The sequence below is a fragment of the Micromonospora chaiyaphumensis genome (assembly GCF_900091435.1).
Lineage (GTDB): Bacteria > Actinomycetota > Actinomycetes > Mycobacteriales > Micromonosporaceae > Micromonospora > Micromonospora chaiyaphumensis.
On the sequence record NZ_FMCS01000002.1, the window covers coordinates 342,276 to 356,839 of the forward strand.

A 14,564-nucleotide genomic window follows, 5' to 3' on the forward strand; every position below is an offset into this window, starting at 1 on the left:
TCGCGGCCATGCTAACCACGCGGCCGGATGCAAACAGCAGAAGCTCCCGGGAGAGGATTCGAACCCCTATAATCAGGACCAAAACCTGACGTCCTGCCATTAGACGACCCGGGACGGTCGAAAACGGGCAAAAGGGAGCCCGTTTGGCGGCTGCCTACACCTTACCGGTCGCGAGCTGGATCCTCATCGGTCATTCCCTTCATGATCCCTTCGATCCTCCAGTAGACCCGGCTCGCCCCGACAACGTGAACCGTCAGGCAGCCGCGGTAGTCGGCGCCGACGTTCTTCCGGGTCGTGAGTGGCCGATGCCGCTTCAGCGAGGTGGGCTGGAACCGCTCGGCCGGCACTCCGATCACCCCGGCCCACCAGCGGACCGCGGCCGGCGCGTCGGCGGTCTCGTGGATGCTCACCCGGTAGCGCCGGTCGGCCGCCGGCACGCCGAGGGCGTCGAGGAAACGAAGGAAGAGCCCCACGAGCATGGGGTCGCTGTTCACGAACTTGATGCGGCAGTCGTGCGGACGCCAAGGCTTGGCCTTGCCGCCCTCGCACCAGTAGATCGCCGCGCCGATCAGCACCAGCTCCCGGTAACGCAGCTGACGGACCCAACGGGCGGCCGCCGCCACGGTCTCGGCCCGGGCCGCGTCTCGCGCCGCCCGGTGCACCCTCCACTGGGCGTCCGCACGAGCCCGCTGACCGGCCTGACGCCTTCGCCGCACCAAATCCGGGGCGAGCGGCAGGTGCCGGGTCCAGAGGTAGGCGGTCGATTTCGACACCCCCAGCCGCTCCGCGATCTCACCGACCGGGCAGCCCTCCCGCCGCAGGAGAAGTGCCTCCGCATGGAGTGCCGGCTTCCGGCCACGGTAGGGGCGGGGCGCGGTGGCGGAAGGCTCACGGTCGGTCACTCCGGCAGGTTAGGACGGGCGTACGACAGGTCGGGCATCGACGAAGTGACGTGTCCGCTGCGATCTAGGCCGTTCCTGGTTACGGTGACGTAGGCGTAGCCCGTACCGCTGGGAGGTGCCATGTCGACCACCCTGACCGGCCCGGAGAGCGGACCGAAGCCGCTGACCCAGGGCCACCAGTCCCCCGGCATCCTGATCGCACTGTGGGCCTTCGTGGTCGTCCCGTTCCTCGCCCTGCTGGCCGCCGTGCCGGTGGCCTGGGGCGGCTGGCTGGGCTGGACCGACGTGCTGGTGGCCGCCTTCTGGTACGTGGTGTCCGGCCTCGGCATCACCGTCGGCTACCACCGCTACTTCACCCACGGCTCGTTCAAGGCGAAACCGTGGCTGCGGGCCACCCTGGCGGTGGCGGGTTCGTTCGCCGTGCAGGGCGAGATCATCCAGTGGGTGGCCGACCACCGGCGGCATCACGCGTTCTCCGACCAGGAGGGCGACCCGCACTCGCCGTGGCGGTTCGGGGAGAGCATCGGCGGGCTGACCAGGGGACTGTTCCACGCGCACGTCGGCTGGTTGTTCAACCGTGAGCTGTCGAACCGGGAGCGGTTCGCCCCGGACCTGCTGGCCGATCCGATCACGCGTCGCGTCGACCGGCTGTTCCCGGTGCTGGTGGTGGTGTCGGTGCTGGGGCCGGCGGCGATGGGCGGCGTGCTCACCGGGTCGTGGTGGGGCGCGCTGACCGCGTTCTTCTGGGGTGGTCTGGTCCGGATCGCGCTGCTGCACCACGTCACCTGGTCGATCAACTCGGTGTGCCACGTCTACGGTGAGCGCCCGTTCGCGGTGCGGCAGGGCGACCGGGCGTCGAACTTCTGGCCGCTGGCGTTGTTGTCGTTCGGGGAGAGCTGGCACAACCTGCACCACGCGGAGCCGACCAGCGCGCGGCACGGGGTGCTGCGCGGGCAGGTCGATCCGTCGGCGCGGGTGATCTGGCTGCTGGAGAAGACGGGGGCGGCCTGGTCGGTGCGGTGGCCGAAACCGGACCGGATCACGGCGAAGCTGGTGGAGCCGGGGCGGGTGCGCGGCCGGCCGGCGCGGTAACCGGTCGATCGACGCGGGGCGGGTTTGGCAGGATGGGCCGGGTGACCGACGTTCCCGGCGGCGACGCCAGCACCGCCCGGCGGCGGGCCGTCCCGGCGGCGAAGCCCTCCCGGGTGCGGATGTCCGCGACCCAGCGGCGCGAGCAGTTGATTTCGATCGCCCGGCAGATCTTCGCCGAGCGCGGGTTCGACGCCACCTCGATCGAGGAGGTGGCGGCCCGGGCGAAGGTCTCGAAGCCGGTGGTCTACGAGCACTTCGGCGGCAAGGAGGGGCTCTACGCGGTGGTGGTGGACCGGGAGGTCCGCTCGCTGCTGGACCGGATCACCACGGCGTTGACGGCGGGGCATCCGCGGGAGTTGCTGGAGCAGGCGGCGTTGACCCTGCTGACGTACATCGAGGAGGAGACCAGCGGGTTCCGGGTGCTGGTCCGGGAGTCGCCGTTGATGTCGGCGACGGGCAACTTCAGCAGCGTGATGAACGACGTGGCGCACCAGGTGGAGCACATCCTGGGCGCGGAGTTCTCCAGCCGGGGCTACGACCCGAAGCTGGCGGAGCTCTACTCGCAGGCGTTGGTGGGCATGGTGGCGTTGACCGGGCGCTGGTGGTTGGAGGTGCGCAAGCCGCGGAAGGAGACGGTGGCGGCGCACCTGGTGAACCTGGCCTGGAACGGCCTGTCGCACCTGGAGGCGAAGCCGGGTCTGATCACCGTCCGCAAGCGGGGCTGAGCGAGGTTCAGCGGTTCGCCTCGGCGATGGGGTGCTCGCGGCGGCGCCGTTCCTCGGCGGCGTGCTCGTCCGTGCCGACCTTGTCGTAGAGGCCGGTGGCGAGCAGGACCAGCCCGAACACCAGCGAGACGAGGACGGTCGACATCGAGAAGTTGAGGAAGTTCGCCGAGGTCTGCAGCACGGACATCATGAGGATGGCGGTGACCAGGAAGACCGCCCCGGCGGTCAGGTTCATGTAGTGGCCGAGGTTGCCGCGGCGGGAGGCGCCGATCAGCAGGAAGGCGCCGAAGACCACGGAGACCAGGGAGAACGCCAGGTTGGTGCGGAGGCCGAGGGCCGTGTTGCTCTCCCGGCTGAACAGCCCGTCGCCCCAGGTCTGGAAGACCCCCCAGACGCCGAAGACCAGGATGTAGAGGCCGATGAGCCCGGACAGCACCCGGTAGAGCGGCCGTGCGGGGTGGTTCACCGGGAAGTGCGCCATGGGAGCCTCCGGTCGGCTGACTGATTTGGCGCAATTGTCCCCCGCGTCGCCCCGTCCCGTCCCCGGAAAACGCCGAAGGCCCGGCGGGTGCCGGGCCTTCGGGGACGGTTGGGGGTCAGAGCACCAGCCGGGCCTTCTGCCAGGCCTCGTGCTCCTCGTCGCTGCCGACCTTGCCGTACATGCCGACCATCAGGAGCACCAGGGAGAGGGTGAGCACCACGATGTCGGTCATGATCGAGAAGTTGAAGATGTTGGCGTCGGTGTGCAGGAACGCCAGCTCGGCCAGGCCGAGGGCCATCAGGGCGTAGGCCAGCCACTGGTTGATCGCCACGTCGAGGTTGCGGCCGATCGCGGTGCCGATCAGGATCGCGACGCCGAGCAAAATCACGAGCATCGAGAAGCCGAGGTTGCTGCCCTGGCCGAGGACCTTGGTGTCGTCCTGGGCGAGCACGTCGTCGCCGGCGCTGGCGATGATGCCGAGCACGCCGAAGACGACGAAGTACAGACCAACGAGCCCGCCGATCGCCCGGTAGACAGGCCGCGCGGGGTGGTTGACGGGGGTGTGGGCCATCTGTGCGTCTCCAAGACCGAACGGAAGAGGGGTCGCCTGCGATTGTCCCGCACGCCCGTCAGTGACGCCGCACACCCCCCACCCCGGGCGGGTCAGCCGGCGGGCAGCTCCTCGGCGAGGGCCAGCCAGGCCTCCTCGGTGCGGTCCCGCTCGGCGCGGATCTCCTTGAGCTGGGCGTCCAGCTCGGCGACCTTCGCGTAGTCGGTGGCGTTGGCGGCGAGCTGCTCGTGCAGCGTCGCCTCCTTCTGTTCGAGCTTGGCGATCTGGCGTTCCAGCCGGCTGAGTTCCTTCTTGGCGGTGCGTACCTCGGCGGCGGACATGCCCTCGCGGGCCGGGCCGGCCGCGGCCGGGGTGAGGTCGGCGGGCGCGGGGCCGCCGCGGGCCGCGGCGCGGGCCAGGTACTCGTCAACGCCGCCGGGCAGGTGCACGAGCCGGCCGTCGCCGAACATGCCGTACGCGACGTCGGTGACCCGCTCGATCAGGTAGCGGTCGTGGCTGGCCACGACGATCGTGCCGGGCCAGGAGTCGAGCAGGTCCTCCAGCGCGGCGAGGGTGTCGGTGTCCAGGTCGTTGGTGGGCTCGTCGAGGAGGAGCACGTTGGGCTCACCGGCGAGCAGCCGCAGCATCTGGAGCCGGCGGCGCTCGCCGCCGGAGAGGTCGCTGACCGGGGTCCAGAGCCGCCGGTCGTCGAAGCCGAAGACCTCGGCGAGCTGGGCGGCGCTGATCTCCCGGTCGCCGAGCTGCACCCGCCGGGCCACCTCCTCGACGGCTTCGAGGACGCGCAGGTGGCCGGGGAGTTCGGCGAGTTCCTGGGAGAGGAACGCGGGGCGGACGGTCTGCCCGGCGGCGAACCGGCCGCCGTCGGGGCGGGTCACCCCGGCGAGCATGCGCAGCAGGGTGGTCTTGCCGGCGCCGTTGCGCCCCAGGATGGCGACCCGGTCGCCGGGGCCGACCTGCCAGGTGAGGTCGTGCAGGATCTCCTTCGGGCCGGCGTGCAGGGAGACCGCGTCGAGGTCGTACACCTGCTTGCCGAGCCGGGCGGTGGCGAGCCGTTGCAGCGACATGGTGTCGCGCGGTTCCGGCACGTCGGCGATGAGCGCGTTGGCGGCGTCGATCCGGAACTTCGGCTTCGAGGTGCGGGCCGGCGCGCCGCGGCGCAGCCAGGCGATCTCCTTGCGGAGCAGGTTCTGCCGGCGGGCCTCGGTGGCGGCGGCGACGCGCTGCCGCTCGGCGCGGGCCAGGGTCCAGGCGGCGAAGCCGCCCTCGTAGGCCCGGACGGTCTGGTCGGCGACCTCCCAGGTGGCGGTGCAGACCGCGTCGAGGAACCAGCGGTCGTGGGTGACCACGACGAGCGCGCCCTTGCGGGTGACGAGATGCCGGGCCAGCCAGTCGACGCCGCCGACGTCGAGGTGGTTGGTGGGCTCGTCGAGGATGAGCAGGTCGGCGTCGCGGACCAGCAGGGCGGCGAGCGCGACGCGGCGGCGTTCGCCGCCGGACATCGGGCCGACCGGCGCGTCGAGGCCGAGGTGGGCCATGCCGAGGCCGTCGAGGATGGCCCGCACGCCGGCGTCGCCGGCCCACTCGTGCTCGGCGCCCATGCTCTGGCCGAGCCAGGCGGTGCCGAGCACCACGTCCCGGACGGTGGCCTCGGGGGCCAGGTCCAGGGTCTGCGGCAGCCACAGGACCCGCAGGTCCCGGCGGTGGGTGACGCGGCCGTCGTCGGGGTCCTCCTGCTTGGTGAGCAGGCGCAGCAGGGTGGACTTGCCGGCGCCGTTGAGGCCGACCACGCCCACCCGGTCGGCGTCGTCGAGGCCGAGCGACACGTCGGTGAGCAGCGGCCCGGCGGCGCCGTACCCCTTGGACACCCGGTCCAGGTTGACGATGTTGGCCACGAACCCACCTTTCATGATCAAGGCGCCCCGGTGCCCGGGACGCCCGACTCAAGGGTACGCGGGCCGGCCGGCGGGGTTCAGACGACGCGGGCGCCGGGGACCGGGCCGTGCGCGACCCGGGCGTCCCGGCAGACGCCGGCGGCGGCCAGGTCGGCGGCGATCCGGCCGGCGTGCGCCTCGTCGGTGGCGAGGAAGACGCAGGTCGGGCCGGAGCCGGACACGAGGCCGGCGAGCGCGCCGGCCGCCTCCCCCGCCTTGAGCGTCTCGGCCAGCGATGGGCGCATGGTGAGCGCGGCGGCCTGGAGGTCGTTGCCGAGGGCGGCGGCGAGCACCCGCGGGTCGCGCTGGCGCAGCGCGCCCAGCAGGGTGTCGGTGCTGCCCAGGGGCTCGCCCGCGGTGCCCGCGTCGCGGAGCCGGTCCAGCTCCCGGTAGGCGGCCGGGGTGGAGAGGCCGCCGTCGGCGACGGCCACCACCCAGTGCCAGGAGGTGGGGCGGGCCAGCACCGGGCTGACCGCCTCGCCCCGCCCGGTGCCCAGGGCGGTGCCGCCGTGGATCAGGAACGGCACGTCGGAGCCGAGGTCGGCGGCGATCCCGGCCAGTTCGTCGCGGGACAGCCCGGTGCCCCAGAGCGCGTCGCAGGCGACCAGCGCGGCGGCCGCGTCGGCGCTGCCGCCGGCCAGCCCTCCGGCGAGCGGGATCTGCTTGCGCAGGTGCAGCCGGGCGTGCGGCAGGACGCCCGCGTAGCCGGCGAGGGCGTGGGCGGCCCGGATCACCAGGTTGGTGTCGTCCAGGGCCAGCTCGCCGGCGCCCTCGCCCTCCATGGTGAGGGTGAGGGTGTCGCCCCGGCGGGCGGTCAGCTCGTCGTAGATGGAGATCGCGTGGTAGACGGTGTTCAGCTCGTGGTAGCCGTCGCGGCGCAGCGGCCCCACCCCGAGGTGCAGGTTGACCTTGGCCGGCACCCGCACCTTCACCGGGCCGCTGGCCCCGCGCCGCTGCCCGTCCTCGTCGTCCGGTCGCCAGGCCTCGGTCACGGGGCGATGTCCCGCGGGCGCAGGCGGATGTCGAACGGCTTCTGCACGGTCAGCTCCTCGGCGGGGTGGGCAACGGCGCCAGCCTAACGGGCGGCGGCCGGGGCGGCCGGGGCCGACGCGGCGACGGCGGCGAACTGCTCCACGGTGAGTGACTCGCCGCGGGCGCCGGGGTCCACACCAGCGGCGGTGAGGGCCGCGGCGGCCCGGTCCGCGCCGCCGGCCCAGCCCGCGAGGGCGGCGCGCAGGGTCTTGCGGCGCTGCGCGAACGCCGCGTCGACCACCGCGAAGACGGCCTCCCGGGGTACGTCGGCGCGGGGCGGCTCGCGCCGGGTGAAGGCGACCAGCCCGGAATCGACGTTCGGCACCGGCCAGAAGACGTTCGGCGGCACCTTGCCGGCGGCCCGGGAGCGGGCGTACCAGGCGAGCTTGACCGACGGGACGCCGTACACCTTGGAGCCGGGACCGGCGACGAGCCGGTCGGCGACCTCCTTCTGCACCATGACCAGGCCGTGGCGCAGGGTGGGCAGCTCGGCGAGCAGGTGCAGCACCACGGGCACGGCCACGTTGTACGGCAGGTTCGCCACGAGCGCGGTCGGCGCGGGGTCGGCCAGCTCGGCGGCGGTGACCCGCAGCGCGTCGGCGGGGTGCACGGTGAGCCGGGCGGCGTCGGGGCCGGCGAACCGGGCGGCGGTCTCCGGCAGCGCGGCGGCCAGGGCCCGGTCGAGTTCCACGGCGTGCACGTGCGCGGCCACCGGCAGCAGGGCCAGGGTGAGCGAGCCGAGCCCGGGGCCGACCTCCAGCGCCACGTCGTCCGGGGCGAGCCCGGCCGTGGTGACGATCCGGCGCACGGTGTTCGGGTCGTGCACGAAGTTCTGGCCGAGCTTCTTGGTCGGCGTCACGCCGAGCCGCGCGGCGAGCTCCCGGATCTCCGCCGGGCCGAGGAGTCCGGTCACGCCGGGCATCCTTTCACCACGGCCCGAACGCCCGCTCGCCGGTCGCGGAGATGGCCGCGCACAGCTCGTCGAGGTCGGCGCCGGTGGTCTCGGCCAGGAACCGCACGGTCAGCGGGATCAGGTACGAGGCGTTCGGCCGCCCCCGGTGCGGCATCGGCGTCAGGTACGGCGCGTCGGTCTCCACCAGCAGCTGCGCGGGCGGGGTGACGGCGGCGGCCGCGCGGAGCGCCGTGGCGCTGCCGAAGGTGACGGTGCCGGCGAAGCTGAGCAGGTAGCCGCGGCGGACGCACTCGCGGGCGAAGTCGGCGTCGCCGGAGAAGCAGTGCAGGACCACGGTGTCCGGGGCGCCCTCGTCGTCGAGGACCCGCAGCACGTCGGCGTGCGCGTCGCGGTCGTGGATGACCAGCGCCTTGCCGTACCGCTTGGCGATGGCGATGTGCGCCCGGAAGCTCTCCTCCTGCGCGGCCCGCCCCTCGTCGCCGGTGCGGAAGAAGTCCATCCCGGTCTCGCCGATGCCGCGGACCCGGTCCCGGCCGGCGAGCGCCTCGATCTGGCGCAGCGCCTCGTCCAGGTCGGGCAGGCGGGGCGCCTCGTTCGGGTGCAGCGCCACGGTGGCCAGCACCGCGCCGTAGCGCTCGGCGACGTCGGCACCCCACCGGGACGACTCGACGTCCACGCCGACCTGCACGAGCCGGTCCACGCCGACACCGGCGGCCACCGCGATCGCCGCCGCCACCGGGTCGTCGGCGGGTCCGCCCGGCACACCCGCCTCGCTGACGGTGATGTCGAGGTGGGTGTGGCTGTCCAGCACGGGCACCGCCAGCGCCTCCGGGGCGGGTGGGAACTCACCGGCCCGGCGGGCGGCGCGCTGCTTGCGGGTTTCGGTCTGCTCGCTCATCGCGGCCAGCATCACACACCGCCACGGGCCGGCGTTTCCGGACCGCCATCGACTGTTCATGTGCCCAACATCTGCCGCGCCTACGGTCCGTGGGTGACCGTCACTCCCCAGGCCAGCGGCACCGCCCCCGAGCGGACCGGGCTGCGCGTGACGTACGACGGCCGCGTCCACCCGGCGGAGGAGATCGCCCGGGGCGCGGCGTACGAGCTGTTCAGCGCCGACGAGGCGCCCGGTTTCGAGTGGGCGCCCCGGCCCGGGGTGGCGTACCCGTGGCGGAGGTTCGTGCACGTCACCGAGGTGAGCGCGGTGCACGGGGCGGCGGAGCCGACCGAGGACCTCGACCCGCCGCTGCTGATGCCGCTGCACCGCGAGCACGGCTGGGCGTACCTGCACCAGCTCAGCCAGCAGCCGGGCGCGGCCGGCGACCCGACCCTCGCGGCGGTGCGCGGGTCGGCGCTGATCCGGCCGGGCACCCGGATGGTGAAGGTGCTCTCCGCGCGGCAGCTCGCCGGCTACGTGCGGGGCTGGCTGCCGCACGGCTTCTGCCATCGCGAGCACGACGTGGCGCACCTGCGCACCCCGGCGGGAATGGCGGTGCTGCGCGGCGACTCGGAGGGCGGCGACGTGGCGTACGCGCTGCGCTGGCGCGCCACCGACCCGGCCGACTACGACGTGCCGGTCGGCCCGGCGCACCAGGGGCTCACCGCCCTGCCGCCGCGGGACCGGCTCGGGCCGCCGGTGCTGGGCACCGGGTTCGTGCCGAGCAACGCCCAGCTCATCCCCGAGTTCATCACCCGCGACTTCGCCGACCTTCCGATGCCGGCGAACGCCACCCTGCTCGCCTATCCGGCGGAGGGGGTGGAGGTGGTGCTCTACTCCTACCAGGCGGAGCAGCGGGGCTGGCTGCGCATGGTCGGCCCGCAGTGGCGGCACCTGCTGGCCGCGGTGCCCGGCCTCTCCCCCGACCAGGAGTACGTGCCGACCGGCGACGCGCCCCGCTCCACCCAGCTCGTGGGCGGCTACGGCGGCGCCGAGTACGAGGCGGTGGCCGACCAGCCGGGCGGGTTCCGGGTGCTGGCCATGACCCGGGCGGCCCGCTACCCGGTGGAGTCGGCGGCCCGCCGGTTGCGCTACGCCGCCTGGCGCGGGGTGCCCTGCCTGGTGCTCCGGGAGGAGGCGGGCTGGCTACGGCTGCGGCTGTGCCGGCCCGATCCGGACGCGGTGACCACCACCGGGGCGCAGTGCCACGAGCGGGGCGTCTACGAGACGTGGGCGCCGGGGGCCGAGCTGACCGACGACCAGGTGGTGGATCTGCCGTACCGGACGGCATAACGGGGAGCGGGCCGGGAAAGCGCGGGCGTCCGAGACGCACGCAAGGAGAGAACCCGACATGCCTTTCGTCACCGTCGGTACGGAGAATTCCGCACCCATCGACCTCTACTACGAGGATCACGGCTCCGGCCAGCCGATCGTCCTGATCCACGGATTCCCGTTCAACGGGGCGACCTGGGAGAAGATGGCCAATCCGCTGCTCGCGGCCGGCTACCGGGTGATCACGTACGACCGGCGCGGTTTCGGCAACTCCGCCCAACCGTCGTTCGGCTACGACTACAACACCTTCGCGGCCGACCTGGACGTGCTGATGACCGAGCTGGACCTGCGCAACGCGATCCTGATCGGGCACTCGATGGGCACCGGCGAGGTGACCCGCTACCTGGGGGCGTACGGGTCGGACCGGGTGGACCGCGCGGTCCTGATGGCACCGTTGGCGCCGTTCCTGCTGAAGACGGCCGACAATCCGGAGGGGGTCGACAAGAGCCTGTTCGAGGGGTTCAAGGCGGCCATCATCCAGGACCGGTTCGCCTACCTGACGCAGTTCTGCAACGCTTTCTTCAACTACAGCGAGACCAAGGGCAAATGGGTGAGCGAGGAGGCGTACCGGGCGCACTGGGAGATCGGCGCGCGGGCATCGGCGAAGGGCAGCCACGACTCCGTCGACGCCTGGCTCACGGACTTCCGGGGCGACCTGCCGAACATCAACATCCCCGTGCTGATCATCCAGGGCGACAAGGACAACGTGCTGCCGTACCCGGCCACGGGTCAGCGGTTGCAGCACATGCTGTCCAACTGCCAGATGGTCACCCTGAAGGGCGCGCCGCACGGCACCCCGTGGACGCACCCCACCGAGGTCAACAAGGCGATCATGGAGTTCATCGGCGCGCCGCAGATGGCCCGCGCCTGAGCCACCGACGACGACGGCCCCGGGGAGACCCCGGGGCCGCGGTCGTGCGTCGGTCGGCTCAGCCGGCCAGCCGGGCCAGCTCCTCGTCGACGATCGACGGGTCGAGCTTGCGGAACACCGGCTTGGGCGCCGCGAGCGGCCGGCCCGCCTCCAGGGGTACGGACTCCCAGCGCGCACCGACCGTGTAGTCACCGGTCAGCACCGGGTATCCCGGCCCGCCGTCGAGGTCCTCGACCTCCTCGATCCTGGGCATGGGCGCGTGCACCCCGGTGCCGCCGAGCAGCTCGTGGATCTTCTGCGCGGAGTGCGGCAGGAACGGCGTGAGCAGCGTGTTGGCGTCGCTGACCACCTGGAGGGCGACGTGCAGGATGGTGCCCATCCGCGGCTTGTCGTCCTCGCCCTTGAGCTTCCAGGGCGCCTGCTCGGACAGGTACCTGTTGGCCTCGGCGACGACCTTCATGGCCTCGCCGATGGCCTGCTTCTGCCGGTGCCGGGCGATCAGGTCGCCGACGGTGGCGAAGCCCGCCCGGGCGGTCTCCAGCAGGGCCCGGTCGGCGTCGGTGAGCCCGGCCGGGCTCACCGGCGGGATCACCCCGAAGTTCTTCGCCGCCATCGAGATCGACCGGTTGACCAGGTTGCCCCAGCCGGCGACCAGCTCGTCGTTGTTGCGGCGGAGGAACTCGGCCCAGGTGAAGTCGGTGTCGTTGCTCTCCGGACCGGCGACCGCGATGAAGTAGCGCAGCGCGTCGGCGTCGTACCGCTCCAGGAAGTCACGGACGTAGATGACGACCTTGCGGGAGGAGGAGAACTTGCGGCCCTCCATGGTCAGGTATTCGCTGGAGACCACCTCGGTGGGCAGGTTGAGCCGGCCCAGCTCGCCCGGCTCGCCGTCCCGGGAGCCCTCGCCGGAGTAGCCGCCGAGCAGCGCCGGCCAGATCACCGAGTGGAAGACGATGTTGTCCTTGCCCATGAAGTAGTAGCCGCGGGCGTCCTTGCCCTCGCCGTCGGCGGACCACCACTTGCGCCAGGCCTCCGGGTCCCCGGTGCGGCGGGCCCACTCGATGGAGGCGGACAGGTAGCCGATCACCGCGTCGAACCAGACGTAGATCCGCTTGTCGGGCCGGTCACGCCAGCCGTCGAGCGGGATCGGCACACCCCACTCCAGGTCCCGGGTGATGGCCCGGGGCTGGAGGTCGTCGAGCAGGTTGCGCGAGAAGCGCAGCACGTTGGGCCGCCAGCCCTCCCGGGTGTCCAGCCACTGCCGCAGCGCGTCGGCCAGGGCGGGCAGGTCGAGGAAGAAGTGCTCGGTCTCCACGAACTCCGGCGTCTCGCCGTTGATCTTCGACTTGGGGTTGATCAGGTCGATCGGGTCGAGCTGGTTGCCGCAGTTGTCGCACTGGTCGCCCCGGGCGCTGTCGTAGCCGCAGATCGGGCAGGTGCCCTCGATGTAGCGGTCGGGCAGGGTCCGGCCGGTCGACGGGGAGATCGCACCGGTGGTGACCTTGGGGACGATGTAGCCGTTGCGGTGGAGGCCCTCGAACAGCTCCTGCACCACGGCGTAGTGGTTGCGGGTGGTGGTGCGGGTGAACAGGTCGTACGACAGGCCCAGCGCCCGCAGGTCCTCGGCGATCACCCGGTTGTAGCGGTCGGCCAGCTCGCGGGGGGTGACCCCCTCGGCGTCGGCCTGCACCTGGATCGGGGTGCCGTGCTCGTCGGTGCCCGAGACCATGAGCACGTCGTGACCGGCCATCCGCATGTACCGGGCGAAGACGTCGGAGGGAACGCCGAATCCGGATACGTGGCCGATGTGGCGCGGGCCGTTGGCGTAGGGCCAGGCGACCGCGGCGAGAACGTGACTCATGAGCGTCAAGCCTAGTGATTGCCACGGGCCACCTGCGAACCAATAGGGCGCGTCCCACCAGCCGACCCCGGCCGTACGTCCGATTTGTCGCCGACACGCGGTGTGAGCTGCCCGGCAGCCCCGACCTGCCGGTGTGAAATGAACGGCGTGACCAGCAGACCAGCGGCGCCCGGGCCCGGTGGGCCCTCCTCCGCGCCGGCGGCCGAGGAGGCCGCGCGGCGGACCCCGGCGCGCGCGGCGTCGGTGGCTCCCCAGCCCCGGGCGGACCCGGCGGACCCGCCCGTGGAGGTGGAGCCGACCACCGGGGCGCCCGTGGACGCCGTCCCCCGGCGGGTGCCGGTCCGGCAACCGCGCTGGCAGCGGCGGTTCGGCACGGCGGACGGCGGGACCCCCTGGGCGCCCATCGAGGAGGTGCACTGGGACGGCACCCCGCTGCGGGAGGAGCCGCGCCGCCGGTCCGCCCCGTGGCCGGTGCGCCGGTGGGCGACCCGGCGCGAGCGGGCCCGCGCGGCCCGGCCTCCGGACCCGGTCACCGGGCTGTCCGTCCTGCTGTCGCTGACCCTGCTGGCCGCGTTCTTCGCCTGGGTGAGCGCCGGCCCGCTCTGGCTGGCCGTGGGGCACGGGACCGACGGCTCGGTGGTGATCACCGACTGCACCGGCGGCGGGCTGACCCAGCGCTGCCGGGGGCTGTTCCTGGCCGACGGCCAGGGCTTCCTGGCCCACGGGGTACGGGTCAGCGGGGTGCCGGCCGAGCGCAGCGCCACCGGCTCGGTGCTGCCCGCGCGGATGACCGGGCCGGCCGCCGGCACCGCCTACGCGGACACCGGCGCCGGCCGGCACCTGCGCTGGCTGCTCGGCCTGCTGCTGGTGGCCGGCTGCGCGGCCGGGATCGCCCGGTGGACCGGCGCGACCCGGCTGCCGGACCCCCGGCACCGCCGCTGGGCGGTGGGGGTGGCGCTGGCCGGCCCGCTGCTGATCACCGTCGGGTTCCTGGCCTCGGCCTGGTGACGACGGTCAGCTGTGCACGACCGTGTAGACGTCGCGGCGGCGTAGCCCGTACTCGGTGGCGACCTCGGTGATGGCGTCGCGCCGCGACAGCCCGGCCGCCTCGCGCGCCGCCACGGCGGCGCGCAGGGTGTCGTCGTCGGGCCGGACCGCCGCGACCGGTGGCGCCCCGGCCACGACCAGGGTGATCTCGCCGCGCGGCTCGCCCGCCGCGGCCCACTCGGCCAGCTCGCCGAGCGGCCGGCGGACCACCTCCTCGTAGGTCTTCGTCAGCTCGCGGCAGAGCGCGGCGGGCCGGTCCGGACCGAACGCCTCGGCCAGGTCGGCGAGCGCCCCGGCGATCCGGTGCGGCGCCTCGAAGAGCACCAGGGTGCGCTCCTCGGCGGCGAGCGCGCGCAGCCGGGACCGGCGGGCGCCGGGCGTGCGGGGCAGGAAGCCCTCGAAGCAGAACCGGTCGCAGGGCAGCCCGGACAGCGCCAGGGCGGTGGTCACGGCGCTCGGGCCGGGGGCCGCGGTCACCGGGATCCCGGCGTCGAGGGCGGCCCGGACCAGCCGGTAGCCGGGGTCGGAGACGCTGGGCATGCCGCCGTCGGTGACCAGGGCGACCGTGTAGCCGGCGGCGAGCACGTCGACCAGTTCCGGGGTGCGCCGCTCCTCGTTGCCCTCGAAGTAGGAGACGATCCGGCCCGGCACGGTGACCGCCAGGTCGCGGGCCAGCCGGGTGAGCCGGCGGGTGTCCTCGGCGGCGACCACGTCGGCGGCGGCGAGCACCTCCCGGAAGCGGGCCGAGGCGTCGGCCGGGTTGCCCAGTGGCGCGCCGAGCAGCACCAGGCGACCAACCTCGGACATTTCACCCACGACGTGCGCTCCTTCATCGACGGCCGTACCAATCTCGGAGACGACGGGCGCCA

General features: G+C 73.4%; 14 protein-coding genes, 1 tRNA gene and 1 pseudogene. 5 read left to right on the plus strand and 11 right to left on the minus strand.

Annotated elements, in window-relative coordinates; translation table 11 throughout:
• Window positions 1–43: 43 nt before the first annotated feature.
• The 3 genes and pseudogenes from GA0070214_RS07330 to GA0070214_RS32990 form a co-directional block, all read right to left on the minus strand.
• A tRNA-Gln gene (locus GA0070214_RS07330) sits at window positions 44–114 on the minus strand.
• 47 nt (window positions 115–161) lie between these two features.
• Window positions 162–575, minus strand: a complete 414-nt coding sequence (locus tag GA0070214_RS32300) for a hypothetical protein (RefSeq protein WP_244167589.1) — start codon at window positions 573–575, stop codon at window positions 162–164.
• A 174-nt stretch (window positions 576–749) separates the two neighbouring features.
• Window positions 750–902: pseudogene (locus GA0070214_RS32990) on the minus strand (helix-turn-helix domain-containing protein); the annotation flags it as partial.
• A gap of 120 nt (window positions 903–1,022) precedes the next feature.
• Here GA0070214_RS32990 and GA0070214_RS07340 point away from each other — a divergent pair.
• Window positions 1,023–1,994, plus strand: a complete 972-nt coding sequence (locus GA0070214_RS07340; RefSeq protein WP_091260636.1) for an acyl-CoA desaturase — start codon at window positions 1,023–1,025, stop codon at window positions 1,992–1,994.
• A 41-nt stretch (window positions 1,995–2,035) separates the two neighbouring features.
• Entirely contained in the window at window positions 2,036–2,719 is a 684-nt protein-coding gene (locus tag GA0070214_RS07345; RefSeq protein WP_091260638.1) for a TetR/AcrR family transcriptional regulator, read from the plus strand.
• Between the two features lie 7 nt (window positions 2,720–2,726).
• On the opposite strand, the gene GA0070214_RS07350 is transcribed toward GA0070214_RS07345, so the two are convergent.
• The 6 genes from GA0070214_RS07350 to GA0070214_RS07375 form a co-directional block, all read right to left on the minus strand.
• On the minus strand, window positions 2,727–3,200 hold the full coding sequence (locus GA0070214_RS07350; RefSeq protein WP_091260640.1) for a DUF4383 domain-containing protein: 474 nt from the start codon (window positions 3,198–3,200) through the stop codon (window positions 2,727–2,729).
• A 115-nt stretch (window positions 3,201–3,315) separates the two neighbouring features.
• The gene (locus GA0070214_RS07355; RefSeq protein ID WP_091260643.1) at window positions 3,316–3,771 is read right to left on the minus strand and encodes a DUF4383 domain-containing protein; all 456 of its coding nucleotides are present in this window, start codon (window positions 3,769–3,771) and stop codon (window positions 3,316–3,318) included.
• A 92-nt stretch (window positions 3,772–3,863) separates the two neighbouring features.
• Entirely contained in the window at window positions 3,864–5,663 is a 1,800-nt protein-coding gene (locus GA0070214_RS07360; protein ID WP_091260645.1) for an ABC-F family ATP-binding cassette domain-containing protein, read from the minus strand.
• A gap of 77 nt (window positions 5,664–5,740) precedes the next feature.
• On the minus strand, window positions 5,741–6,694 hold the full coding sequence (locus tag GA0070214_RS07365; RefSeq protein WP_091260647.1) for a 4-(cytidine 5'-diphospho)-2-C-methyl-D-erythritol kinase: 954 nt from the start codon (window positions 6,692–6,694) through the stop codon (window positions 5,741–5,743).
• An 83-nt stretch (window positions 6,695–6,777) separates the two neighbouring features.
• Window positions 6,778–7,647, minus strand: a complete 870-nt coding sequence (rsmA, locus tag GA0070214_RS07370) for a 16S rRNA (adenine(1518)-N(6)/adenine(1519)-N(6))-dimethyltransferase RsmA (protein ID WP_091260649.1) — start codon at window positions 7,645–7,647, stop codon at window positions 6,778–6,780.
• A gap of 13 nt (window positions 7,648–7,660) precedes the next feature.
• The gene (locus GA0070214_RS07375) at window positions 7,661–8,557 is read right to left on the minus strand and encodes a TatD family hydrolase (protein WP_091260653.1); all 897 of its coding nucleotides are present in this window, start codon (window positions 8,555–8,557) and stop codon (window positions 7,661–7,663) included.
• A gap of 81 nt (window positions 8,558–8,638) precedes the next feature.
• Between GA0070214_RS07375 and GA0070214_RS07380 the strand changes: the two genes are divergently transcribed.
• On the plus strand, window positions 8,639–9,877 hold the full coding sequence (locus GA0070214_RS07380) for a hypothetical protein (protein ID WP_091261439.1): 1,239 nt from the start codon (window positions 8,639–8,641) through the stop codon (window positions 9,875–9,877).
• A 58-nt stretch (window positions 9,878–9,935) separates the two neighbouring features.
• The gene (locus GA0070214_RS07385; protein ID WP_091260655.1) at window positions 9,936–10,787 is read left to right on the plus strand and encodes an alpha/beta fold hydrolase; all 852 of its coding nucleotides are present in this window, start codon (window positions 9,936–9,938) and stop codon (window positions 10,785–10,787) included.
• A 58-nt stretch (window positions 10,788–10,845) separates the two neighbouring features.
• On the opposite strand, the gene metG is transcribed toward GA0070214_RS07385, so the two are convergent.
• Window positions 10,846–12,648 (minus strand): methionine--tRNA ligase, encoded by a 1,803-nt coding sequence (gene metG / locus GA0070214_RS07390; protein WP_091260657.1) that lies wholly within the window; start codon window positions 12,646–12,648, stop codon window positions 10,846–10,848.
• Window positions 12,649–12,786: 138 nt separating this feature from the next.
• Between metG and GA0070214_RS07395 the strand changes: the two genes are divergently transcribed.
• Window positions 12,787–13,656, plus strand: a complete 870-nt coding sequence (locus GA0070214_RS07395) for a hypothetical protein (protein ID WP_244167590.1) — start codon at window positions 12,787–12,789, stop codon at window positions 13,654–13,656.
• Between the two features lie 6 nt (window positions 13,657–13,662).
• Here the strand turns inward: GA0070214_RS07395 and rsmI are convergent, their stop codons facing one another.
• Window positions 13,663–14,502, minus strand: a complete 840-nt coding sequence (rsmI, locus tag GA0070214_RS07400; RefSeq protein WP_377462979.1) for a 16S rRNA (cytidine(1402)-2'-O)-methyltransferase — start codon at window positions 14,500–14,502, stop codon at window positions 13,663–13,665.
• Window positions 14,503–14,564: the final 62 nt, after the last annotated feature.

What these genes read in the sequence shown, in the direction of transcription:
- GA0070214_RS07355 (WP_091260643.1), bottom strand. Translation starts at nt 3,771, where the DNA reads ATGGCCCACACCCCCGTCAACCACCCCGCGCGGCCTGTCTACCGGGCG.
- GA0070214_RS07350 (WP_091260640.1), bottom strand. Translation starts at nt 3,200, where the DNA reads ATGGCGCACTTCCCGGTGAACCACCCCGCACGGCCGCTCTACCGGGTG.
- metG (WP_091260657.1), bottom strand. Translation starts at nt 12,648, where the DNA reads ATGAGTCACGTTCTCGCCGCGGTCGCCTGGCCCTACGCCAACGGCCCG.
- GA0070214_RS07340 (WP_091260636.1), top strand. Translation starts at nt 1,023, where the DNA reads ATGTCGACCACCCTGACCGGCCCGGAGAGCGGACCGAAGCCGCTGACC.
- rsmI (WP_377462979.1), bottom strand. Translation starts at nt 14,502, where the DNA reads ATGTCCGAGGTTGGTCGCCTGGTGCTGCTCGGCGCGCCACTGGGCAAC.
- GA0070214_RS07395 (WP_244167590.1), top strand. Translation starts at nt 12,787, where the DNA reads ATGAACGGCGTGACCAGCAGACCAGCGGCGCCCGGGCCCGGTGGGCCC.
- GA0070214_RS07385 (WP_091260655.1), top strand. Translation starts at nt 9,936, where the DNA reads ATGCCTTTCGTCACCGTCGGTACGGAGAATTCCGCACCCATCGACCTC.
- GA0070214_RS07375 (WP_091260653.1), bottom strand. Translation starts at nt 8,557, where the DNA reads ATGCTGGCCGCGATGAGCGAGCAGACCGAAACCCGCAAGCAGCGCGCC.